Source organism: Streptomyces sp. NPDC005863 (genome assembly GCF_042871345.1).
Lineage (GTDB): Bacteria > Actinomycetota > Actinomycetes > Streptomycetales > Streptomycetaceae > Streptomyces.
This window is the reverse complement of record NZ_JBIAII010000009.1, coordinates 18551-42412: the sequence shown is the minus strand read 5'-3', so window position 1 is coordinate 42412 and position 23862 is coordinate 18551. Positions and strand designations below refer to the sequence as shown.

Annotated in this window: 17 protein-coding genes; 9 read left to right on the top strand and 8 right to left on the bottom strand. The window is 73.6% G+C overall.

What is annotated here, in order from left to right:
- Positions 1-23: 23 nt before the first annotated feature.
- Together ACFYO9_RS27645 and ACFYO9_RS27640 are read right to left on the bottom strand one after the other, a co-directional pair.
- Positions 24-809, bottom strand: a complete 786-nt coding sequence (locus tag ACFYO9_RS27645; protein ID WP_388666664.1) for a putative hydro-lyase — start codon at positions 807-809, stop codon at positions 24-26.
- Positions 806-2116, bottom strand: a complete 1311-nt coding sequence (locus tag ACFYO9_RS27640) for an MFS transporter (RefSeq protein WP_358778787.1) — start codon at positions 2114-2116, stop codon at positions 806-808. Before ACFYO9_RS27640 ends, ACFYO9_RS27645 begins: the two co-directional genes overlap by 4 nt.
- Positions 2117-2264: 148 nt before the next feature.
- Here ACFYO9_RS27640 and ACFYO9_RS27635 point away from each other — a divergent pair, with 148 nt between their 5' ends.
- The 4 genes from ACFYO9_RS27635 to ACFYO9_RS27620 all read left to right on the top strand — a co-directional run bounded on the left by ACFYO9_RS27635 (position 2265) and on the right by ACFYO9_RS27620 (position 10355).
- A complete protein-coding gene (locus ACFYO9_RS27635; protein WP_358778786.1) occupies positions 2265-2969 on the top strand; it encodes a GntR family transcriptional regulator in 705 nt (234 codons plus the stop codon).
- A gap of 58 nt (positions 2970-3027) precedes the next feature.
- Positions 3028-4554: a hypothetical protein gene (locus ACFYO9_RS27630; protein WP_358778785.1), complete on the top strand. Its 1527-nt coding sequence runs from the start codon at positions 3028-3030 to the stop codon at positions 4552-4554.
- A gap of 97 nt (positions 4555-4651) precedes the next feature.
- Positions 4652-5545 (top strand): hypothetical protein, encoded by an 894-nt coding sequence (locus ACFYO9_RS27625; protein WP_355819495.1) that lies wholly within the window; start codon positions 4652-4654, stop codon positions 5543-5545.
- An 88-nt stretch (positions 5546-5633) separates the two neighbouring features.
- A complete protein-coding gene (locus tag ACFYO9_RS27620; RefSeq protein ID WP_358778784.1) occupies positions 5634-10355 on the top strand; it encodes a hypothetical protein in 4722 nt (1573 codons plus the stop codon).
- On the opposite strand, the gene ACFYO9_RS27615 is transcribed toward ACFYO9_RS27620, so the two are convergent.
- The 5 genes from ACFYO9_RS27615 to ACFYO9_RS27595 all read right to left on the bottom strand — a co-directional run bounded on the left by ACFYO9_RS27615 (position 10348) and on the right by ACFYO9_RS27595 (position 17298).
- Complete coding sequence (locus ACFYO9_RS27615) at positions 10348-11469, bottom strand: aromatic ring-hydroxylating dioxygenase subunit alpha (RefSeq protein ID WP_358778783.1); 1122 nt, start codon at positions 11467-11469, stop codon at positions 10348-10350. The two genes, ACFYO9_RS27620 and ACFYO9_RS27615, sit on opposite strands and share 8 nt — an antisense overlap.
- Before the next feature lie 34 nt (positions 11470-11503).
- A complete protein-coding gene (solA, locus tag ACFYO9_RS27610) occupies positions 11504-12658 on the bottom strand; it encodes an N-methyl-L-tryptophan oxidase (RefSeq protein WP_358778782.1) in 1155 nt (384 codons plus the stop codon).
- Positions 12659-12676: 18 nt separating this feature from the next.
- Positions 12677-15121 carry an FAD-dependent oxidoreductase gene (locus ACFYO9_RS27605; RefSeq protein WP_358778781.1) on the bottom strand — a complete coding sequence of 815 codons (2445 nt, stop codon included), beginning with the start codon at positions 15119-15121 and terminating at the stop codon, positions 12677-12679.
- Positions 15118-16203, bottom strand: a complete 1086-nt coding sequence (locus ACFYO9_RS27600) for an S-(hydroxymethyl)mycothiol dehydrogenase (RefSeq protein ID WP_358778780.1) — start codon at positions 16201-16203, stop codon at positions 15118-15120. Before ACFYO9_RS27600 ends, ACFYO9_RS27605 begins: the two co-directional genes overlap by 4 nt.
- A gap of 264 nt (positions 16204-16467) precedes the next feature.
- A complete protein-coding gene (locus tag ACFYO9_RS27595) occupies positions 16468-17298 on the bottom strand; it encodes an IclR family transcriptional regulator (RefSeq protein WP_358713267.1) in 831 nt (276 codons plus the stop codon).
- Between the two features lie 189 nt (positions 17299-17487).
- Between ACFYO9_RS27595 and ACFYO9_RS27590 the strand changes: the two genes are divergently transcribed.
- Positions 17488-17865 carry a bifunctional 3-phenylpropionate/cinnamic acid dioxygenase ferredoxin subunit gene (locus ACFYO9_RS27590; protein WP_358778779.1) on the top strand — a complete coding sequence of 126 codons (378 nt, stop codon included), beginning with the start codon at positions 17488-17490 and terminating at the stop codon, positions 17863-17865.
- Positions 17862-19082 (top strand): FAD-dependent oxidoreductase, encoded by a 1221-nt coding sequence (locus ACFYO9_RS27585; RefSeq protein ID WP_358778778.1) that lies wholly within the window; start codon positions 17862-17864, stop codon positions 19080-19082. Before ACFYO9_RS27590 ends, ACFYO9_RS27585 begins: the two co-directional genes overlap by 4 nt.
- 20 nt (positions 19083-19102) lie before the next feature.
- Here ACFYO9_RS27585 and ACFYO9_RS27580 read toward each other — a convergent pair whose 3' ends face one another.
- A complete protein-coding gene (locus ACFYO9_RS27580; protein WP_358778777.1) occupies positions 19103-19561 on the bottom strand; it encodes a hypothetical protein in 459 nt (152 codons plus the stop codon).
- Positions 19562-19966: 405 nt separating this feature from the next.
- Here ACFYO9_RS27580 and ACFYO9_RS27575 point away from each other — a divergent pair, with 405 nt between their 5' ends.
- The 3 genes from ACFYO9_RS27575 to ACFYO9_RS27565 are packed head-to-tail and all read left to right on the top strand — an operon-like array spanning position 19967 to position 23850.
- Positions 19967-22957, top strand: coding sequence for a nitrate- and nitrite sensing domain-containing protein (locus ACFYO9_RS27575; protein WP_358778776.1), 2991 nt, complete (start codon positions 19967-19969; stop codon positions 22955-22957).
- Positions 22954-23394, top strand: coding sequence for a roadblock/LC7 domain-containing protein (locus ACFYO9_RS27570; protein WP_355819527.1), 441 nt, complete (start codon positions 22954-22956; stop codon positions 23392-23394). The genes ACFYO9_RS27575 and ACFYO9_RS27570 overlap by 4 nt, the downstream gene beginning before the upstream one ends.
- A 9-nt stretch (positions 23395-23403) precedes the next feature.
- The gene (locus ACFYO9_RS27565) at positions 23404-23850 is read left to right on the top strand and encodes a DUF742 domain-containing protein (protein WP_355819530.1); all 447 of its coding nucleotides are present in this window, start codon (positions 23404-23406) and stop codon (positions 23848-23850) included.
- The last annotated feature ends 12 nt before the right edge of the window (positions 23851-23862 follow it).

Here is a 23862-nt window from a genome sequence, read left to right as displayed (position 1 = left end):
GGTCTCCTGGGTCATGGGCGGACTCACGCCACGCGGTACTGGTCGTCCCGGGCGTCGGTGACGAACATCCGGCCCGGCGCGTGCGTGATCGCGAACGGCGGCCGCGACGCCATGACCGCGGCCTGCGGGGTCACCCCGCACGCCCAGAACACCGGGATGTCGTCCGGCTCGGCGGCCACCGGGTCGCCGAAGTCGGGGTGGGACAGGTCCTCGACGCCGAGGCCCCCGGGGTGGCCGCAGTGCACCGGGCTGCCGTGCACCGCGGGCATCAGGGCGCTCTCCCTGATGGCGTCGGCGAGATGGCGGGGCGGTACGGGGCGCATCGAGACGACCAGGGGGCCGTGCAGCCGGCCCGCGGGACGGCAGGGGCGCGTGGTCACGTACATCGGGACGTTGCGGCCCTGCTCGATGTGGCGCAGCGGGACCCCGGCGGCGGCGAGCGCCCACTCGAAGGTGAAGCTGCAGCCGAGCAGGAACGTCACCAGGTCCTCGCGCCAGCGGCCGACGACGTCCGTGGGTTCGTCGGCGAGCTCGCCGTGCTCCCACACGCGGTACAGCGGCAGATCCGTGCGCAGGTCGGCGTCCGGGGCGAGCGGGGTGGTCCACGCGCCCGCGTCCGTGACGTCGAGCACCGGGCAGGGCTTGGGGTTGCGCTGGCAGAACAGCAGCATCTCGTACGCCCAGTCGGCGGGGACGGAGATGAGGTTGGCCTGTGTGAAGCCCGCCGCCCGGCCTGCGGTGGGGCTTCTCTCGCCCGAACGGAACGCCGCGCGGGCCTCCTTGGCGCCGTGGCTCACCGGCGCGTTCACAGGAGTTCCCTCCCCCGTGTCTCGGGCAGGCCGAGGAGCGCCACGACGGCGAGGCCGTAACCGACCGCTCCGAAGACGAGCGCGCCGCCGACGCCCCAGCTGTCGGCGAGGAAGCCGACCATGGTGGGGAAGACCGCGCCGACCGCGCGGCCGGTGTTGTACGTGAAGCCCTGCCCCGTACCGCGCACGGCGGCCGGGTAGAGCTCGCTGAGGAACGAACCGAAGCCGCTGAAGATCGCCGACATGCAGAAGCCCAGCGGGAAACCGAGCACAAGGAGAAGGCCGTCGGCGTCGTCCGGGATGTTCGTGTACGCGAGGACGCTGGCCGCGGAGAGGACCGCGAAGAGCGTGATGTTCCGTTTGCGGCCGAGCTTGTCGGTGAGGTAGCCGCCGGCCAGATAGCCGATGAAGGCGCCCGAGATGAGGAAGGTCAGATAGCCGCCGGTGCCGACGACGGTCAGGCCCCGGTCCTCCTTGAGGTAGGTCGGCACCCAGGTGGCCAGCGTGTAGTACCCGCCCTGCACACCCGTGGACAGGAGCACCGCGAAGAGCGTGACGCGCAGCAGCCCCGGCTTGAAGATGGCCGTGAACGACCCCTTGTGGGAGCTCTTGCGGCGCTCCTCGGCGGCCTCCGGGGCGTCGTGCACGTTGCGCCGCACGTAGATCACCAGGAGGGCGGGCAGCGCGCCCGTCCAGAACATCACGCGCCAGGCCACGTCGTCGTCGAGGAACTGGAAGACCAGCGTGTAGACGACGACCGCGAGGCCCCAGCCCACCGCCCAGGAGCTCTGGATCGCGCCCAGGGTGCGGCCCCGGTTCTTGGCCGTGGCGTACTCGGCGACGAGGATCGCCCCGACCGCCCACTCGCCGCCGAAACCGAGCCCCTGGAGGGCGCGGAAGAGCAGCAGCGTCTCGTAGTTGGGCGCGAAGCCGCAGGCGACGGTGAAGATCGCGTACGTGACGACGGTGATCATCAGCGCCTTGACGCGGCCGATCCGGTCGGCGACCACACCCGCGATGGCCCCGCCCACGGCGGAGACGACCAGCGTGACGGTGGTGAAGAGCCCGGTCTGGCCGCTGTCCAGGCCGAAGTACGCGGAGAGCGCCACCATGCTCAGCGGCAGCGTGAAGTAGTCGTAGGAGTCGAGGGCATAGCCCCCGAAGGCGCCCGCGAAGGCACGCCGGCCGCGGGGGCCGAGGGCGCGCAGCCAGCCGAATGCGCCGCTGTCGTCGGGTATTTCGGGTTTGTCCCCGGACGCGGGGTGGGGTCCTGCCGGAGCGGTCCGGGGTGGCGGGGTCGTGCTCATGGGCACCTCGCAGAGGGGGGACGGGGGTGCTGGAGCCTGCGGTTCGGGGAACCGCCGGGGAGAGCCGTGCCCGACAAGGTAGAGGATCGTTGAACGATCCCTCAATACCCGTGTTGTTTCGTTCTCCGCTCTGCGATTGAATCCGGGCATGGCTGAGGCGATGGCTGACGTGAGCGGACTGGCCGACGACCGTGCGCTCCTGGGGCGCACCAGCACCGCCGAGCGGGTCTCGGACATCCTGCGGACCCGGATCGCCGAGGGCTTCTTCCCGCCGGGGACCCGGCTCTCCGAGGACAGCATCGGCGGCGCCCTCGGCGTCTCCCGCAACACCCTGCGCGAGGCCTTCCGGCTGCTCACCCACGAACGGCTCCTGGAGCACCAGCTCAACCGCGGCGTCTTCGTACGAGTGCTCACGGTCGAGGACGTACGGGACATCTACCGCACCCGGCGCCTCGTGGAGTGCGCGGTCGTCCGCGGTCTCGGCGAGCCGCCGTACGCCCTCGACGCCGTGGCCGACGCCGTCGCGGAGGGCGTGCGCGCGGCCGGCGACCAGCGATGGCGGGGCGTCTCCACCGCCAACATCCACTTCCACCGGGAGCTCGTCGCCCTCGCCGGGAGCGCCCGCACCGACGAGCTCATGCGCAGCGTCCTCGCCGAACTGCGCCTGGCCTTCCACGTGGTGGACGACCCGCGCCGGCTCCACGAGCCCTACCTCGAACGCAACAAGCAGATCCTCGCGGCCCTGCGCTCGGGGGACGCCGGGAAGGCCGAACGGCTGCTCGCCGACTACCTCGAGGACTCCTTCGACGGCCTCGTCGAGGTGTACGGGCGGCGCGTCGGCGCGGGCGGCTGAGCCGGTCGCTTCTGCGCCGTTTCGACCGTTGTCAGACCGAGGACCTAGTCTGTGCACCGTGACTTCGCCTGCCGTTACGGACACTGCTCCGCCCCAGCTCAGCGCGGGACCGCGGCCCGCTCCGGGCCCGGCCGCCGACGAGGGCCTGGCGCGCCGCCTGCGCGCCCTGGCCTGCACGGCTCCGCTGCACGACCTGGACGTGCGCAAGGCCAACCTCGCCGGCGAGTACTCGGTGTACGCGATGGCGGAAGTGGCCCTGTCCGCCATCGACCTCGTCACGCTCACCATGGACTTCGACACCGGCGCCGACCACGACCAGATCGTCACCCGGCTGCTCCCGCGCGTCGCAGCCCAGGCCCCGCACCGCCCGGCCGCCGAACACGAGCGGGTGGCCCGCTGGGTCCTGGAGAACCTGATCAACGTCGGCAGCGTCGACCGCGGCTTCCGCGCGGTGTACGGCACGTTCGCGACGGACGGCACCTATGTCCGCAGGGACTACGACTTCAAGCTCCTCGAAGAGGTCCCCGGCTACGGCGGCAGTGTCTACCTGCGTACGACCGACGAAGCGGTCAACGTCCTGGTCGGCGCCCTCGACACCGACGTCACCAGCGCCCAGATCGCCGCCGAGGTGAAGCTGGAGGTCCTGATCAGCCGCGGCAGGCTCGCCGACGCCCAGCTCGCCGCCGAGCAGGCGCGCTACCGCACCGTGCAGTACTCGGAGACCCTCCGCAAGGCCCTCGACGCCACCCGGCGCAACGTCCGCGCGGTGGACTGGCTCCGGGCCGTCCCCGACATGATCGCGGAGGCGCTCGACCACGTCGCCGACCGCTACCGCCACGAGAACGCCATCCTGACCAACATCCGCAAGGCGCGCGACGAGTCCGAGGACCCCGAGCAGAAACGCCGCGCCGCCGAGCTGGTCGACATCGTCAAGGACTGCATCCGGCGCCACACGCAGCTGCAGTCCCGGCTCCTCGAAGCGGGCCCGCTGTTCCGCGCCGAACAGGACCGGCAGGCCTTCGCCGCCCCCACCGCGCGCACCGGCCTCGACCTCTACGGACAGCTGGTCGCCCCCCTGCTGCCGCTCCCCGCCGAGCAGGCGACCCGCGTGACGGATGCCTTCTTCGCGCGCGGGACCGGCCTGCGCACCCCCACCTCCGTACGGGTGGTCGACCTCGTCGACATACTGCTCACGCCGCCCCAGGAGCGCGAGCACCTCGGCGCGGAGATGCCCGAGCCCGACCTCATCGCCACCCCGGACGACAGCCGCTTCAGCGAGGAACAGCTCGCGAGCGCCATGCAACTGCTCGACCTGCCCGCCGACGCGCCGCGCCGGCTCTCCGGGCTCCTCGCCGACGCCCGCCGCCGCGACCCCGAACTGCCCTACCTCGTCGCCCTGTTGGCCGTGCACGCCGCCAGCCCGCCGGTCGGCACCGCCTACCGCCAGGGCGAGGAGAAGCTGCTCTTCGCCGTGGACGACGGCACCCAGCTCGACGACGACGAGTTCGGCGGCGCCGACCTCATCGTCGGTACCGCACTCCTGGACGCCGCCGGCATGGCGGCCGACCGGACGGAGGCGGCCTGACCATGACCGATTCCCTCGCCGGCCGCCCCGGCCCCCACACGCCGCCGCACCCGTTCCACCCCCACCCGCAGCACCACCCCCACAAGGAGCACACGCCGTGACCGACCACCCCGCAGAGCACGCCGCGTGGGGCGAGCCGGACACCACGGCGGCGCCCGCCGCCCCCGCACCCGTCACCCCGGCCGACGCCGCCGACGCCGCTCGGCTCGTCTCCTTCGGCCTGCAGCCCAAGCTCCAGCCCGCCCGCGACCAGGAGTACGCCGAGCTGCTCCGCCGCTACCGCGAGGACCCGCCCTTCGCGCGGCTCGCCGACGCCGTCGCCACCGGTCTCGGGCTCGTCGTCCTGGAGGTGTCCCCGCGCGCGGGGATGGCGGTGACCGCCGAGGAAGGCTCCGTCTTCGCCGTCCGCATGGGCGACTACGCCCGCCGCGCCGCGACCGACTCCACCGACCGCTTCCTGCACGGCCTCGCCCACCTCGCCGTCGCCGCCATGGCGTTCCCGCGCCCCGAGGACCTCGCCGACGACGGTTACATCGGGCGCGTCACCGTCAATGGAGTGGACGCCTTCGTGCGCCAGGCCTGCCACCGCCTGGAGGAGCGCGCCGAGGAGCTCGGCGAGAACACCGACCCCGCCACCGACGCCCCCGGCCTGGAGGCGGCCTGGCGGATCTGGGCGCGCCGCAGCTCCACCGGCGCCACCAAGGACGCCCGCCGGCTCGCCGGATCCACCACCGGCATCGTCGCCAAGGCCGTCGCCTTCCTCACCGACTCCGGCTTCCTGCAGCGCACCGGGGACGACTCCGGAGGCACGTACCGCACGACGGCCCGCTACCAGCTCCAGGTCCGCGACATGGCGGGCAGCGCGGCCATGGCGGAGCTCTTGGAGCTCGGTGTCGTCCCGGTCACCGACGGCTCGGCCACCCTGCTGCCGCCCGAAGACCCCGACGACCTGGAGCTGGCCGCCGACGCGGGGCTGCCCTTCCACTCCTGACCCCGCCCCGCACCGGCCTTCGGGCCGCCCGTCCCGCCTCCCTGAACTTCCTGCCGTTCCGCACGACTTACGACGAGAGTCCGCCGCCATGTACGAGCTGTCCCGGGTCCGCCTCTACTCCATCGGTCCCGCCGGCGCGCGCTACGCCGACACCGTGCTCGACCTGCGCGGCGTCGGCGCCGAGGTGCCCGACCCCGCGCCCGCCCAGGCGGAGTTCTTCGAGGACGAGCCGGTCGGCCCGCCGCGCCGCCCCGCCCCCGCGGGCGTGCTCTTCCTGGAGAACGGCGGCGGCAAGTCCGTCCTGCTCAAGCTGATCTTCTCGGTGATGCTGCCGGGCCACCGCAACACCCTCGGCGGCGCCAGCTCCGGTGTGCTGCGCAAGTTCCTGCTCGCCGACGACTGCGGGCACGTCGCCCTGGAGTGGCAGCACACCCTGACCGGCGAGTGCGTCGTCGTCGGCAAGGTCAGCGAGTGGCGCGGACGTCAGGTCTCCAACGACCCGCGGAAGTTCGCCGAGGCCTGGTACTCCTTCCGGCCCGGGCCCGGCATGAGCCTGGATTCGCTGCCCGTCGCCGAGTCCACCGCCGTGCGGCCCTCGGCGGAGGGAGCGTCCGGCGCACAGGGGCGCCGCCGCACCATGAAGGGGTTCCGCGACGCCATGACCGAGGCGGTCAAGGCCTACCCGCACCTCGAGGTGCACTGGGAAGAGATCCACGACCGCTGGAACGAACACCTCGGCGACCTCGGCCTCGACCCCGAACTCTTCCGCTACCAGCGCGAGATGAACGCCGACGAGGGCGAGGCCGCGGGACTCTTCGCCGTCAAGAAGGACTCCGACTTCACCGACCTGCTGCTGCGCGCCGTCACCGACACCCGCGACACGGACGGCCTCGCCGACCTCGTCCACGGCTTCGGCAACAAGCTGGGCCGCCGCGCCGAGCTGATGGCCGAGCGGGACTTCACCGCGGGCTCCGTCGACCTGCTCGGCCGCATCGTCGAGGCGGCCGACGCCCGGGCACGCGCGCGTGACGTGCACGCGGGCGCCGAGCGCCGCACCCGGACCCTGGCCCGCAGGCTCTCCGCCCGCGCCGTCGAGGAGCGCGGCCGCGCCGCCGAACTCGCCGAGCGGGTCACCGCCGCCGCGCACACCGTCACCGAGGCCGAGCAGGCGCGCGGCAGAAGCGCCCTGATCTCCGCCGAACTGGCCTACCGGCACGCCTCGCTGGCGCTCACCGTCGCGGAGAAGTCCGCCGCCGCGCTGCGCCGCGAGCTCGCCGACGCGCGCACCCTGCACTCCGCCTGGCAGGCCGCCGAAGCCGTCCTGCGGCACCGCGCGGCCGCCGACCGCTCCGCGCGGGTGGCCGTCGCGATCCGGGAGGCCGAGCGGGACGCGGCGCCCGCCCTGGCCGCCCGCGCGAAGGCCGCGTCCGACCTCGTCCGCGCCCTGCACACCGCGGCCGAAGGCGCCGAGAACCACGCCAACGAAGAGGAGGAGCGCTCCGCCGTCCTCCAGGAGACCGGCGAGACCGCGCACCGCGACGCGACCGCCGCCGCCACCGAGGCACAGCGCGCCCGCAGCGAGGCGGGCCACCTCAAGCAGCGCCTCTCCGAGGTCGAGCAGGAGACCGCGGAAGCCGTCCGCGCGGGCTGGCTCGACGACACCGCACCCGACGCCGACCCGGCCCGCGCCGCGCTCGCCGCGAGCGACGCCGAAAAGACCACCGTCGCCGCCTGGGACACCGCCCGCGAGGCCGCACGCCGCGCCGCCGAACACGCCAAGGAGACGGCCGCCGCCGAGGCCCGCGCCGAACTGACCGCGGCCCGCGCGTCGGACGCCGCGACCGCCGCCGAGGCCGCCCACGACGCCGAGCGCCGCGCCGCCGCGTCCCTCGCCCGGGACCACCGGCTCGCCGAACTCCTGAGCCTGCCCGCCGAGGACGGCGGAGTGCCGCACCCCCGCCGCGGCGCCGACCCCGCCGGCCACGCCGACCCCGCCGAGACCGGTGCGGACGACACCGGCGGTACGGACGGCGCCCTCTCCGTGGCGGAGCTCGACCGGTCCGCCGACGACCTGCGCGCCCTCCTCGACGAGGGCGTCGCCTCCGCCGAACGACAGCTCTTCGACCTGCGCACCGCGGCCGCCGACGACTCCCGCATCCTCGGCGCCCTCGGCGACGGCGGACTGCTGCCGCCCGGCCCCGACGTCCTCGCCACCGTCGAGTTCCTCGGCGAGCACGGCATCCCCGCGCTGCCCGGCTGGCGCTACCTCGCGCAGGCCGTCGACCCCGCCGACCACGCGCGCGTGCTCGCCGCCCGCCCCGAGCTGGTCGACGGCGTCGTCATCACCGACCCGGACACCCACGCACGCGCCCGCGAGGCCCTCGCCGACGCCGCGCTGCTGCCCCGCTCCGCCGTCGCCGTCGGGACCGCCGCCGCCCTCCTCGCCCCCATGCCGGGCGAGCAGACGGCCGACAGCGGCGTCTTCCTCGTACCGCCGAACCCGGCCATGCACGACGAGCACGCCGCCGACGAGGAGCGGCAGGCGCTGCGCGCCCGGGCCGCGCGGCGCGACGAGGAGATCCGGGCGCTCGCCGTACGGCTCGGCAAGGACCGCGAGCTCGCCGCGCGCCTGGCCTCCTGGCGGGCCGGCTGCCCGAGCGGCCGCCTCGCCGAGCTCGCCACCGCCGCCCACGACGCGCGCGCCTTCGCCGAGGAGGCCGAGGCCGAGCTCGCCGAGGCCCGTACCGCGCGCGCCGAGGCCGACGAGGCGGCGGCCGAGGCGGCACGCGTGCGTGACGAACGCCAGGAGGCCGCCCAGCGCGCCCGGCGTGCCGCCGACGCCCTCGCGGGCCTCGCGTTCCGGCTCCGGGAGCGGGCCGGCTGGCAGGCCAAGCTGCGCGAACTGGCCGACGACGCCGTCGAGTCCGAGGCCCGTGCCCAGACCTGCCTGGACCGCGCCCGCGCCGCCGACGAGGACCGCCGCGCCGCCCAGCGCACCGCCGACGACGCCCGCCGCACCGCCCGCGCGCTGCGCGCCGAGCGCGCCGAGATCGCCGGCGCCCCCGAGGACGTGCCGGAGGACAGCGACGCCCCGAAGACGTCCCTGCCCGCCCTGCGCGAGGCCTACCGCGCGGCCTCCCAGCTCTACGAGAAGGTGGGCGTCGGCGCCGACCTCCGCGCCGAGCAGGCCCGCGCGGAGAGCGACGAGAGCGCCGCCCTCGCCGAGCTCGACCGGCTCAGCAACAAGGTCCGCACCCGCGCGGCCCTCCTCCTCGAAGGCACCGACGGCTCCGACGGGCCCTCCCGGCAGGCCGCCGCCGCGCGCGCGGAGGCCCAGGTCCAGCTCATCGAGGCCCGCGCGGCCACCGCCAGCGAGCAGCTGGGCCGGCTGCGCGGCGAGGCCGAGCGGCACGCCCCCGAGGACGGCGGCGCCCACACCGAGCTCCCCGAGGAGCTCGTCCCCGCCGACGCCGAGCAGGCCCAGGCGCTGCTGCGCACCGCCACCGGCGAACTGGCCGCGCACACCGAGGCGTTGAGCCGCGCCAAGGAGGCGCACGCCGCCCTGCTGCACGCCCACCGCGTCACCGAGGACGCGGCCGGCGGCTTCGACGAGACCGCAGCCCTCCTGCGCGACCTGCTGCGGGAGCACCAGGAGGAGGACCCCGAAGAGGCCTCCGAGAGCTACCCGGGATCCATCGAGGAGGCCCGCCAGGCCGCCGCGGAGACCCGCCGTTTGCTGCGCGGCTGCGCCGCCGACCTCTCGACCGCCGAGTCCGCCGTCCGCGAGGCGAGCGACATCCTCGTGCGTCACGCGAACTCGACCCGGTACGAGCAGGTGCGCACCCCCGCCCGGCAGCAGATCCGCGAGCTGCCCGCCTCCGCGCTGCCCGAGCACGCCAAGAAGTGGGCCGACGCCTTCGCGCCCCGACTGCGCGTCCTGACCGACGAGTTGGAGCAGCTGGAGCGCAACCGCGACTCCATCGTCGACCGCCTGCGCGGCCTCGTGGAGTCCGCGCTCGCGACCCTGCGGTCCGCCCAGCGCCTCTCCCGGCTGCCCGAGGGGCTCGGCGAGTGGTCGGGCCAGGAGTTCCTGCGGGTCCGCTTCGACGAGCCCGACCAGGCCACGCTCGTCGAGCGGCTCGGCGAGGTCATCGACGAGGCGACCCGCGCCGCCGTCAAGAAGAACTCCGACATGCGGCGCGACGGCATGTCCCTGCTGCTGCGCGGCGTGCAGGCCGCCCTGGAGCCGCGCGGCGTCGCCGTGGAGATCCTCAAGCCGGACGCCGTGCTGCGCGCCGAGCGCGTCCCCGTCGGACAGATGGGCGACGTCTTCTCCGGCGGCCAGCTGCTCACCGCGGCCATCGCCCTGTACTGCACGATGGCCGCGCTGCGCAGCAACGACCGGGGCCGCGACAAGCACCGGCACGCCGGCACGCTCTTCCTGGACAACCCCATCGGCCGCGCCAACGCGACGTACCTCCTGGAGCTCCAGCGGGCCGTCTCGGACGCGCTCGGCGTGCAGCTGCTCTACACGACCGGTCTCTTCGACACCACGGCGCTCGCCGAGTTCCCGCTGGTCATCCGGTTGCGGAACGACGCGGACCTGCGGGCGGGCCTGAAGTACATCAGCGTCGAGGAGCACCTGCGCCCGGGCCTGCCGCAGCGAGACCCCGACGACCCGGCCGGCGAGACGGTGCACGGCGAGATCACCGCGACGCGGATGTACAAGCGGCCGACGGCTGCCGCACCCGTGGTCCCCGCACAGGCGACCAGCACCCCGACCCAGGACCCGAAGGCGTCCACTACGTAGCGAGCTGTTTCGTCAGCCACTCGTGGAAGAGCCCGATGTGGTGTTCGGTCGGCACCAGCACCCCGCCCGCGCGGTAGGCGCGTGACCCCATCGCGGGCTGGGTGCGCTCGCAGGCCGCGAAGTCCTGCGTGTTGACCCGGTGGAAGAGCTCCACGGAGTGCGTCAGGTCGGCGCCGGACGCGACGACCTCGGGTGCGTACAGCCAGTCGCACTCGACGACCGTGCGGTCCTCGGCCAGCGGGAACATCCGGTGCAGGATCACGTGGTCGGGGACGAGGTTGACGAACACCGTCGGCTTCACGGTGATCGCGTAGTAACGGCGGTCCTGGTCGCCGGAGACGCCGGGCAGCCGCTCGAAGCCCGCGCCGCCGTCGACGGTGAACCCGCCGACCTCCTCGCCGAACGCGGCGCCGTGCCCCACGTAGTACTGCGCGGCGAACCCGTCCGCGAACTCCGGCAGGACATCGGTCAGTTCGGGGTGGATGGTCGCGCAGTGGTAGCACTCCATGAAGTTCTCGACGATCAGCTTCCAGTTGGCCCGCACGTCGTAGGTGACGCGCTTGCCGAGCGCGAGCCGCTCGGTGCCGTACCGCTCGATGGACGCCGCGTCGCCGAGCCGTTCGACCGCCGCGCCGATGACGGTCTCCTCGAAGGAGGGCGGCTCGTCGGCCAGACACACCCAGGCGTAGCCGAGCCACTCCCGCAGGGCCACCGTCACCAGGCCGTAGGCGGCGCGGTCCACGTCGGGCATCTTCACCAGGTTGGGCGCGGCGATCAGCCTGCCGTCGAGGTCGTACGTCCAGGCGTGGTACGGGCATTGCAGGGCGCGGCGCACCTGACCTGACTCCTCGGTGCACAGCCGGGCCCCGCGGTGCCGGCACACGTTGAGGAAGGCGCGCAGCTCGCCGGTGCGGGAGCGGGTGACGAGCACGCTCTCCCGGCCCACCCACACCGTGCGAAAGGCGCCGGGCTTGTCGAGATCGGCGGAGCGCACCGCGCAGAACCAGAGCGCCTCGAAGACGCGTTCCTGCTCCTGCCGGAAGATCTCCGGGTCGGTGTAGTAGCGGCCGGGGAGGGTCGCGATGAGACTCGGCGGCAAGGGGGTCGTCGTCACGGTTCTCGTACTCCTCGTGCGGGTCTCGTGTCCCTCAGGCGGGCGTGGCGGCGAGGCGGCTGGGGTCGAAGAGCTCGATGGGGTGCCCGGTGGTGCCGTCCAGGGCGAGGTCGGCGAGGATCTCGCCGACCACGGGCACGAACTTGAAGCCGTGCCCGGAGAAGCCGGCCGCGACGGTGACGGATCCGGGGTGCGCGGGATGGCGGGCGATGACGAAGTGTTCGTCGGGGGTGTTGGAGTACATGCAGGTGGCGGCCTTGAGGAAGCGGCCGGGAAGGTCCGGGATCAGCCGCCCCACCTGCTTGGCCATCGCCGCGACCTCGTGGTCGTGGACGGTCCGCTCGATGGTCTCCGGGGTGCAGGGGGTGCCCTTGCGGAAGAAGGCGACCTTCGCGCCGAGGCCGGGCCCGTCGAGGGCGGGGAAGCCGTACACCTGGACGCCGTCCGCGTCCTCCCAGATGTAGATCGGATGGTGCTCCGCCCAGAAGCGGTGCTCGTCGCCGGCGGGGCGGAACCAGTACATGACCTGCCGTTCGACGGTGAACGGCACGCCCAGGTCGGTCAGCAGGGCGGGCGCCCACGCGCCGGGGCAGATCACCAGCTGGCCGGCCGTGTAGGTGTTCTCCGCGGTGTGCACGCGCACGCCGTCCCGGTACGGCTCCCACCGCGTCATCGGCTCCTCGAAGTGCAGGTCGGCGCCCTGCCGCGTGGCCAGTTGGAGGTGGGCGGCCACGGTGTTCTCGGGGCGTACGAAGCCCGCCCGCGCCTCGTACAGGGCCACCTCGTCGTCGCGCGGGGTGAGGGTGGGAAAGCGGCGGCGGATCTCCGCGGCGTCGAGCATCTCGTGCGGCAGGTCCCACCGCTCGGCGGAGAGCCGGGAACCGGAGACCGTGCGGCTGTCGGGGCGGCCGAGCATCACGCCGCCGCACAGGGTCGCGACGTCGCGGCCGGTGTCGCGTTCGAGGCGGTCGTAGAGCTCGTAGGCGCGCAGCAGCAGCGGTACGTACGCGGGGTCCTCGAAGTAGGACTGCCGGGTGATGCGCGAACCGCCGTGGCTGGAGCCGCGGTTGTGCACCGGGCCGAACTTCTCCAGGCCGAGGACGCGCACGCCGCGCGCGGAGAGGTGGTGGGCGGCGGCGCTGCCCATGCCGCCGAGGCCGATCACGATCACGTCGTAGGTGGGGGACACCGGTGCCTCCTGGCGGGGCTAGCGGCGGATGCGGGACATCTCGGGGTCGAACAGGGGCTCTTCGGCGACCGTCGCGGGAACCTTCTCGCCGAAGTACTCGATGTGCACGCCGGCTCCCGTCTCCAGGGGCGGCAGCCAGGCGTACGCGACGCAGCGGCCCAGGGTGTACCCGTACGAGGCGCTGGTGACGTACCCGGCCGGGGCGCCGTCGACGTACACGGGCTCGCTGCCGAGGACGACGGCGGCGGGGTCGTCGAGGAGCAGCGCCGTCAGCTTCCGGGTGGGTTGCCCGAGGCCTTCGAGCGCCGCACGCCCCACGAAGTCACCCTTGTTCATCCGGACGGCGAAGCCGACGCCCGCCTCGTAGGGGTTGTGTTCGGTGGTCATGTCGTGGCCCCAGGCGCGGTAGCCCTTCTCCAGGCGCAGGCTGTTGAAGGCGGACCGCCCCGCGGCGACCACGCCGAGCGCGCGCCCCGCCTCCCACAGCGTGTCCCAGAGACGCAGCCCCAGGTCGGCGCTGGTGTAGAGCTCCCAGCCCAGCTCACCGACGTACGACAGACGCATGGCGGTGACCGGGACGTGCCCGACGCAGGTCTCCTTCGCCTTGAAGTAGCCGAACGCCTCGTGCGAGAAGTCGTCGGTCGTGAGGGGCTGGACGAGGGCGCGGGCCAGTGGACCCCAGACGCCGACGCAGCAGGTCCCCGAGGTGATGTCCCTGACGTGGACGTCACGGGGCGCGTGCCGGAGCAGCCGGTCGAGGTCGGCGGGGGAGTTGGCGCCCACCTGGAAGCGGTCCGGGGCGAGCCGTGCCACGGTCAGATCGGAACAGATGCCGCCGGCCTCGTCGAGGAGCAGCGTGTAGGTGACCGAACCCGGCCTCTTGGCCAGGTTGTTGGAGGTCATGTGCTGCAGGAAGGCGAGGGAGCCGGGGCCGGCGACCTCCAGGCGGCGCAGCGGCGTCATGTCGTACAGGGCGACCCGTTCGCGGGTGGCGCGCGCCTCGGCGGCCGCGATGGGGGACCAGTGCCGGGCGGACCAGGCGTCGCGCCCGGGCACCTCGGCGTCCTCGGCCAGCGGGGCGTTGGCCTCGTACCAGTGCGGTCGCTCCCAGCCGCCGCCTTCGAGGAAGACGGCGCCCAACTCCTGCTGGCGGGCGTAGAAGGGGCTGACCCGTAGGGGGCGCGGCCGGTCCATCGGCTGGAGCGGGTGGATGACGTCGTACACCTCGACGAACTGCTGCGCACCGCGCTCGGCCACGTACGCGGGGGAGCGCTGCGCGTCCTCGAACCGCGTCAGTTCGCATGCGTGCAGGTCGAGGGAGGGCCGCCCGTCGACCATCCACTCGGCGACCGCCCTGGCGACGCCCGCGGAGTGGGTGACCCAGACGGCCTCGGCCAGCCAGAAGCCGCGCAGCGCACGGGATTCGCCCAGGACCGGCATGCCGTCGGGCGTGAAGGAGAAGACGCCGTTGAAGCCCTCGTGGATCTCCGCCTCCCGGAGCGCGGGAAGCAGCCGGCGGCACTCCTCCCAACTCGGCGCGAAGTCCTCCTCGGTGAAGGGGTACGAGGACGGCATGTCCGCGGCGTCGTCATAGGCCGGGACGGCGAACGGGTCCACGGGCAGCGGCCGGTGGGCGTATGACCCGATGCCGATGCGGTCGGTGTGCTCGCGGAAGTAGAGGTCGCGGTCCTGGAAGCGCAGGATCGGACGCGTCGCCTCCGCACGAGGGTCGTCGACTCCCGCGAGCTCGGGCAGGGGCGTCGTCCTCACGTACTGGTGGGCGAGGGGCAGCAGGGGGACGTCGATCCCGGCCATCCGTCCGATCACCGGCCCCCAGAACCCGGCCGCCGAGACGACGTGGTCGGCGGGGAAGGTGCCGCGGTCGGTCACGACGGCGGTGACGTGATCGCCGTCCTTTTCGATGCCCGTGACGGTGTGGCGGTCGAGAAAACGTCCGCCACGCGCGCGTGCCCGTTCCATCTGGGCCCGGCAGGCGGGCACGGCACGGGCCAGCCCGTCGTCGGGCGTGTACAGACCGCCGTGCACCCGGGAGGCGTCGACGAGGGGCCACAGCTCCTTGCACCGTGCCGGGCCGACGAGCTCGGCGTGGACGCCCCAGGACGCGGCGAGACCGGCCTTGCGGTGCAGGTCGGCCCAGCGCTCGGGGGTGGTGGCGAGCTCCAGACCGCCGACGGGGTGGAAGCAGGGAAGGCCGTCCACTTCGAGGGCGTTGAACTTCTCCACGGTGTACGCGGCGAACGCCGTCAGCGTCCTGGAGGGGCTGGTGCGGAAGACCAGGCCCGGCGCGTGCGAGGTGGAGCCGCCGGGGGCGGGCAGCGGGCCCTGGTCGAGGACGGTCACGTCGGTCCAGCCGCGGACGGTCAGCTCGTCGGCGAGCGAGCAGCCGACGATGCCGGCACCGATGACGACGACGCGGGGCCCCGCGGGCCGGCCGCCGCTCACAGGACGACCACCGATCGCAGCACCTCGCCCCGGTGCATCCGCGCGAACGCCTCCTCCACCTGGTCGAGCGTGATCGTCTCGGAGACGAAACCGCCCAGGTCGAGGCGGCGGCTGAGGTACTGGTCGACCAGGATCGGGAAGTCCCGGGTGGGCAGGCAGTCGCCGTACCAGGAGGACTTGAGGGCGCCGCCGCGCGAGAACAGCTCGATGAGCGGCAGCTCGACCGCCATCTCCGGATCGGGCACCCCGACCTGCACGAGCACCCCCGCGTGGTCACGCATGAAGAAGGCCTGCCGGTACGTCGACGGGGTGCCGACCGCGTCGATCGCGACGTCGACGCCGTGGCCGCCGGTCAGTTCGCGCACCGCCGCGACGGGGTCCGTGCCACGGGAGCTGACGGTGTGCGTGGCGCCGAAGCGGGTCGCGCCGTCCAGCTTCGCCTCGTCGATGTCGACGGCGATGACCCGGCGGGCCCCGGCCAGCGACGCCCCGGCGACGGCCGCGTTCCCGACGCCGCCGCAGCCGATCACGGCGACGGTGTCCCCGCGGCCGACGCCGCCGGTGTTCACCGCGGCCCCGTACCCCGCCATCACCCCGCAGCCGATCAGGGCCACGGCCTCGGGGCGGGCCGCGGGGTCGACCTTCACGGCCTGTCCGGCGGCGACCAGCGTCTTCTCGGCGAAGGCGCCGATGCCGAGCGCGGGGCTCAGCGGGGTGCCGTCAAGGAGCGTCATGGGCTGCGCGGCGTTGCGCGAGTCGAAGCAGTACCAGGGGCGGCCGCGCAGACACGAGCGGCAGGCCCCGCAGGGCGCACGCCAGGCGATCACCACACAGTCGCCGGGGGCGAGTTCGTCGACGCCGGCGCCGACCGCCTCGATGGTGCCGGCCGCCTCATGGCCGAGCAGGAACGGGAACGCGTCGTTGATCGCGCCTTCCCGGTAGTGCAGATCCGTGTGGCAGACCCCGCAGGCCTGGACGGAGACGAGCACCTCTCCCGGGCCGGGATCGGGCACGACGATCGGCTGCACCTCGATGGGAGCGCCCTTCTTCGGGGCGACGACGGCACGGACCTCGTGGGGCACGGCCAGACTCCTCTGCTGTTGCGCACGGCGTGGCGGAGTTGTTGCGTACTGCACGTTCGGTTGCGCGATGAGAGACATACTGGGAATGCCATCAAGAGGCCGTCAAGGGGGCGGAGCCAAGCCTTCTCGATTGCGTGGGGGCACCAGGGGGCGCACGCGGCACACGAAGGGGCGAGGCCGGAACCTCCGACCTCGCCCCACGCGCGCGTACGCTGCGACGCCGCTGCGGTCCCGCCCTTCGCCGGGCCGGGCTCCAGCGGATTCTCAGAAGCCGTACCCCATCCGCCGGGAGAGCTCGACGGACGCCGCGACGGTCCGCTTGGCGATCTCGGTGAGCCGGTCCTCGGTCAGCCGGTAGACCGGGCCCGACGCGCTGAGCGCGCCGATCACCTTGCCGTCGTGCGCGCGCACCGGCGCCGCGACGGCGGCGAGGCCCACCTCCAACTCCTCGACGGCGACCGCGAAGCCCTGCTCGACCACGGCCTCCAGCTCGCCGCGCAGCGCCGCCGTGCCCGTCACCGTCCGGTCGGTCAGACGCGGCAGGGTGCGCGCCATCAGGCCCTCGCGCAGCGTCGTCGGCAGGTGTGCGAGCAGCACCTTCCCGCTGGACGTGGCGTGCAGCGGGGTGCGCCGGCCCAGCCAGTTCTGCGCGGTCACCGACGCGGGGCCGCGGGCCTGCATGATGTTGACCGCTGCGTCGTCGTCCAGGACCGCGATGTTGACCGTCTCGCCCAGCTCGTCCGCCAGCTCACGGCAGACCGGGCCGCCCTCCTGCGAGATGTCCATGCGCACTGCCGCCGCCCCCGCGAGGCGGAGTACACCCGCACCCAGGAAGTACTTCCCGCGGTCCTTCGCCTGGCCGACCAGGCCGCGGTTCTCCAGCACCCCGAGCAGCCGGAAGGCCGTCGACTTGTGGACGCCCAACTCGTCGGCGATCTCGGTGACTCCGGCCTCCCCGTGCCGCGCGAGGATCTCCAGAACGCTCACCGCGCGGTCCACGGACTGGACGGATCCGGCCGCCCCCTTCGGCTGCCGCTCGCGGGTCTTCCCGCTCGGCGCCCTCTCCTGATCAGCCTGTTTCCGCTCGCCCGTCATAACTGAACTCTCACCACCTGGCGGCCCGTTGAAGCCGCGTGTTCGGGAAGCCCTTGACGCGATGGGCACCCCACCCGGATTCTGTTGCGCATAGCGCTCCCTCGTGCGCCATGCGAAACATCATGTTACCGAAGGGTCTTGGTCCCCCACGGGCCCAGGACCGGGCCGAATGACACCAGAGGGGGGCCCATGATCCCCGTATGCCGCCTTGAAGACCTCCCCGCGGGCGAATCCGTCCGCCTCGACACCACGCCGCCCGTCGCGGTGTTCAACGCCGACGGTGAGCTCTTCGCCATCGACGACACGTGCAGCCACCAGGACGCTTCCCTGTCGGAGGGCTGGCTGGAGGGCTGTCAGGTCGAATGCCCGCTGCACGCCGCGTCATTCGATCTTCGGACCGGCAGGCCCACCTGTCTGCCCGCACGCCGCCCCGTCCGCACCCACCAGGTGTACGTCGAGGACGGCGTCATCCAGGTACGCCTCGCCACCGACGGGCTGGTCGGCCAGGGCGCCCTGCACGGCCGCACCGCCGACGCGGGAGCCGCCGAGAAGGGATCCGCGGCATGAGGACCGTCATCGTGGTGGGCGCCTCGCTCGCCGGACTGTACGCCGCGCGGGAACTGCGCGCCCAGGGGTTCGACGGCCGCCTCGTCCTCGTCGGCGCCGAACCGCACCGGCCCTACGACCGGCCACCCCTGTCCAAGGGCTTCCTGACCGGCGACACGGACGAGGGGCAGCTCGCCCTCAGCGACGCGGAGGAGACGGCGGAACTCGACGCCACCTGGCTCCTCGGCGCGCGGGCGCGGGCCCTCGACGCGCGCGGCCGCACCGTCGTCCTCGACGACGGCCGCACCCTGGCGGGCGACGGCGTCGTCATCGCCACCGGGGCCTCCGCCCGGCGCCTGGCCGGGGAGCCGCTCGCCGGGGTCCACACGCTGCGCACCCTGGACGACGCCCGCGCCCTGCGGGCGGAACTGACGCAGGGGCCGCGGCGGGTGGTGGTGATCGGCGGCGGCTTCATCGGGGCCGAGACGGCGTCCTCGTGCGCGGCGCTCGGCCACGAGGTCACCGTCGTCGAGGCCGCGCCGCTGCCTCTTGCGGCGCAGCTCGGGCAGGAGATGGCACAGGTGTGCGCCCGCCTGCACGCCCGCGGCGGAGTGCGGCTCCTGACGGGAGTGGGCGTGGCGGGGCTGCGCGGCGGGCCGGCCAACGGCACGGTCACCGCCGTGGAGCTGTCCGACGGGCGGCGACTCCCCGCCGACGTGGTCGTCGTCGGCATCGGCGCGGCCCCCACCACCGACTGGCTCGCGGGCTCGCCGCTGGCCGTGGATGCCGGCGTCCTGTGCGACGACGGCTGCGTCACCTCGCTGCCCCAGGTCGTCGCGGTGGGCGACGTGGCCCGGGTGGGCGGGGTCCGCGCCGAGCACTGGACGAGCGCGACGGAGCAGCCCCGCGTCGCCGTACGGAACCTGCTCGCCGGGCACACGGTCCAGTCGGTGCGCCCCCTCCCGTACTTCTGGTCCGATCAGTACGGCTCCCGTGTGCAGTTCGCGGGGCGGCGCCGCCCGGACGACACCGTACGGGTGGTCGAGGGGACGACGGACGTCACGGACGGGAGCGGGTTCCTCGCCGTGTACGAGCGGGCGGGCCGGACCACGGCGGTCCTCGCGGTCGACCGTGCCCGGCCGTTCATGAAGGCGCGCAGGGGCCTGGCGGCGGAGCGACCGTCAGGGCCGGCGGGGGAGCGTGGGACAGACCTGGTCACCGAGCCCGTCCGGGCCTGACACCCGGGGCGCTCAGGTGCTCAGGGGTGCGACAACTGTCCTGCCCCGCTGTGTCCTTGTATTCGGTCCTTGCCGCCCATGCGCTCCTGGCCGCCCGCCGCGCCCCGCGCCTGACGGCTGGCCCGCCGCCGCTCGCGCCGCAGCTGCCGTGCCGTACTGCTCGGCGCCGACACCACGCCGTACCGCTGGTTCCACACCTGGCGGGTCACCCACACGTCGAGCACGCCCCAGGTCGCCGCGACCGTGCTGGCCACGCTGCTCAGAACCATGGGGAAGGACAGCCAGGAGCCGGCGAGCGCGGCGAGGAAGGCGACCATCGCCTGGACCAGGGTCAGCGCCACTATGATCACGGCCCGCACGGCGGCCGTCCGCACCGGATCCGGCAACCGCCTCCTGCGGGCGGGCTCCTCGACCCACAACGGCGGCCGCTGCGCCTGGTGTTCCCCGGACGCCTCGTGGCGCCCTGCCGTACCCATCATGTCGTCACTCCCCCCACTGCTTCGCGGCCGTTCACCACTGGCTGCCCGTTTTGCCGCCCGTCATGTCGGCTGTCCAGTGACGTGTGCCCGGCTCCGCGACTCTCTGCCCGAAAGACGAACGAGAGATCCGAAAGATTCCCGCTCCGGTTCCGTGCAGCGAAGAATTCCGGCCAACTGGCGTGCCGGGAACGGTGGATGGGTCCGGGGCGGGGGTGCCGCATGCTGGGACGCAATCTCCCGTAATGGAGGGACAACTAGGGATGTCCCTTTCGCGTCACGGCTGAAAAGCGTTCGGATGCGCCTTCGAGTTGCTCGTGAGTCAGTAGTAGGCTCGCGCCGTTTGTTGACGCACATGTGTGCCCCTGGCCCGTGCAACGGTCGCAGGGGGCCGATCTGGGGGAGGCCATGCGCTTTCGCGGGAAGTCCATCCGCCGGAAGATCGTGGCGCTGCTGCTCGTGCCGCTGCTCTCCCTCACCGCCATCTGGGCGTTCGCCACCGTCGTCACCGGCCGCGAGGCACTGAGCCTGATCGACACGGTGAACGTCGTCGACAAGCTCGCCTACCCCGTCGAGGACACGGCGCGCGTCATTCAGCAGGAGCGTCGCCAGACCCTCGTCTATCTCGCCGATCCCCGGGCCTCGGACGCCCTCGCCGCGCTGCGCCGCAGCCGCACCGCGACCGACGACATGATCGCCAAGATCCGTACGAACGCCGAGGACCCGGACGTCCGCGACGGCGTCAGCGACGACTCCCGCAAGCGGCTCGACGAGCTCGTCGAGGCCTTCGACGGCATCGGGCCGCTGCGCCAGGGCGTCGAGGAGGGCACCCTCACCCGGGCCGGCGCCCTGAAGATGTACACCAAGCTGATCGACCCCTACTTCGACCTGCTGAGCACGCTCAACGGCTTCTCGGGGCTCGACGACACCGAGTACGACCAGCAGGGCCGCGCCCTCGTCGGTGCCACCCGCGCGCGTGAGCTGCTTTCCCGCGAGGACGCGGTGATCGGTTCGGCGCTCGTCGCGGGCCAGCTCACCAAGGCCGAGGTCCGACAGGTCACCGAGCTCCGGGCGCAGCGCACCCTGCTCTTCGAGGTGAACTTCCCGCAGCTTTCCGAAGAGGACCGCGGCCGCTACCAGCGCTACTGGAGCGGCACCGAGGCCACCCGTCTGAACAAGGCCGAGAACGATGTCATCGAGGCCGGCACCGACGCCCCGCGCGTGGTGACGTCGCGCCACTGGGACGAGGCGGCGAGCCGGGTCCTCAAACAGCTCTCCGAAAGCAACATCGAGGCGACCGACAGCTTCCAGGACCGCGTCGAACCGGCGGCCGTCCGCGTCATCGTGCGCGTCATCGCGGCCGGCGTGCTCGGCCTGCTCGCGCTCCTCGTCTCCCTCTTCCTGTCCGTACGCATCGGACGCAGCCTCGTCCGCGACCTGCGCCGCCTGCGCCTGGAGGCCCATGAGGCGTCCGGCGTCCGGCTGCCGGGCGTACTGCGCAGGCTGGCGGCCGGCGAACACGTCGACGTGGAGACCGAGGCGCCCCGCCTGACCTACGGCAAGGACGAGATCGGCCAGGTCGGCCAGGCACTCAACACCCTGCAGCGCGCCGCCGTCGAGGCCACCGTCAAACAGGCCGACCTGCGCCGCGGCGTCTCCGAGGTGTTCGTCAACCTCGCCCGGCGCAGCCAGGTGCTGCTGCACAAGCAGCTCACCCTCCTCGACACCATGGAGCGCAGGACCGAGGACACCGACGAACTCGCCGACCTCTTCCGCCTCGACCACCTGACCACGCGCATGCGCCGGCACGCCGAGGGCCTGGTGATCCTCTCCGGCGCCGCCCCCTCACGCCAGTGGCGCAAGCCCGTCCAGCTCATGGACGTCGTCCGCGCGGCCGTCGCCGAGGTCGAGGACTACGAGCGCATCGAGGTGCGCCGCCTGCCCCGCATCGCCGTCACCGGCCCCGCGGTCGCCGACATCACCCACCTGCTCGCCGAACTCCTGGAGAACGCCACGGTGTTCTCGCCCCCGCACACCGGGGTGCAGGTCCTCGGTGAACACGTCGCCAACGGCTTCACCCTGGAGATCCACGACCGCGGCCTCGGCATGACGCCCGACGCGCTCCTGGACGCCAACCTGAGGCTCGCCGAGACCCCCGAGTTCGAGCTCTCCGACACCGACCGGCTCGGCCTGTTCGTGGTCAGCCGGCTCGCGCAGCGCCAGCGCGTCCGGGTCTCGCTGCAGCCCTCTCCGTACGGGGGCACCACCGCCGTCGTCTTCATCCCGGAGTCGCTGCTCACCGACGACGTGCCCGACACCGGCGGCTACCGGCTCGACCGGCCGCAGAGCCGCGAGGTCACGGCCGGGCAGGACAAGGCGGCCGACCGCGCGGCGGCGCTCTCCCAGGTGCCCGTGCAGCTCCCCGGCCTGCCGGCCTCCGTCCTCGACGGGCCCGTCGAACTGGAGGCGCCCGTCGGCCTCGGGGACCTCGACGGCTTCCCCGGCGCGCTCGACGACGAGGACAGCGAACGCGGCGGCCTCTTCCGGCCGCGCCGCAGGGTGGCCGGAGCCCCCGGCGAACAGCACCAGCAGGCCCGCGACGACCGCGAGGCGGGCCGCGCCGAGCCGACCCGCAGGGACGCCGTCCCCGCCCACCTCGACGACGACCCGGCCGACGACGCGCACGGCGGCCCCGTACCGCTGCCGCGCCGCAGGACCCCCAAGCTGGTCCGCTCCAACGGCCGCCCGGTGACTCACCCCAAGCCCCAGGACAGCCGCTTCCCGGAAGGCAGGGCCCAGGACAGCCGGTTCTCCGAAGGCCGCTCCCAGGACAGCCGTTTCCCGGACGACAGGCCGCTCGCCCCCGCCGCCGAGGACGAACTCCCCGAGCGCCCGCAGCAGCCCGTATGGCCGGATCTGGCCCCGCCGCACCGCGACGTCACCGCCCTCGACGACGGACCCGGCTCCGGGCTCCCGCGCCGCGGCCCCAGGACCGCCACCCAGGACCGGGCCGACCAGGACCGCGGCCCGCAGAGCCGCGCCGCCCAGGGCCGTGCGTCCCGCGCCGAGAACGGACTGCGCCCCGCCGCGGCGCCCGACCCCGCCCCGACGCGGCCCGCCGCCCCGGGCCGCCGGGACCGCGACACCCCCACGACCGCCCCGGGCGGACTGCCCCGCCGAGTCCGGCAGGCCAGTCTCGCCCCGCAGTTGAAGGCCGGACCCGACCGCCGCCCCGACCGTGCCGAGACCCGGCCGGAGGAGCGCGACGCGGAAGAGGTCCGCAGCCGCATGGCCTCGCTCCAGCGGGGCTGGCAGCGCGGCCGCGACGAAAACGCCGCGGGCGACGACGCCACGCACGGCACAGCACCAGGAACGACACCCGAGGGGGACGGTCGATGACCGCACCGAACGCCGACGCACGCACCACGACGACCGGGGGACACGGAGAGCTCAACTGGCTCCTCGACGACCTGGTGGAGCGCGTCGCCAGCATCCGCAAGGCGCTCGTGCTCTCCGGGGACGGCCTGCCGACCGGCGTGTCGAAGAACCTCACCCGGGAGGACAGCGAGCACCTCGCCGCCGTCGCCTCCGGCTTCCACAGCCTCGCCAAGGGCGTCGGCCGGCACTTCGAGGCGGGCAGGGTCCGCCAGACCGTGGTCGAGCTCGACGACGCGTTCCTCTTCGTCACCGCGGCGGGCGACGGCAGCTGTCTCGCCGTCCTCGCGGACGCGGACTCCGACGTCGGCCTCGTGGCGTACGAGATGACGCTGCTGGTCAAGCGGGTGGGTGTGCATCTGGGGACGGCTCCGCGCACGGATCTGTCCGCCGGGGGGTAGTGGGAGGTCATGAATGACGACGGTCGAGGGACGCAGAGAACGACAGAGGCCGAGCGGACGTTAGCGGGAGCGCAGGAGTCGCCCCGCTGGTTCGACGACGATGCCGGGCCCGTGGTGCGCCCGTACGCGATGACGCGCGGCCGCACCACGAGCACCGGACAGCACCGGCTCGACCTGATCGCGGTCGTCGTCACCGAGACGTGGGCCTCCGGCGTCCCCGAGGCCGACAAGACGCTCTCCCCGGAGCACGTGGACATCGTCGAGCTCTGCCGCGACACGCCCCAGTCGGTCGCCGAACTGGCGGCCGAGCTCGACCTGCCCATCGGCGTGGTCCGCGTTCTCATCGGCGACCTCGTCGAGGACGAACTGGTGCACGTGACCCGCCCCGTGCCCCCCGCCGAGCTGCCGGACGAGAGTATTCTGCGCGACGTGATCGACGGCCTCCGGGCGCTCTGAACAGCGCGGAAG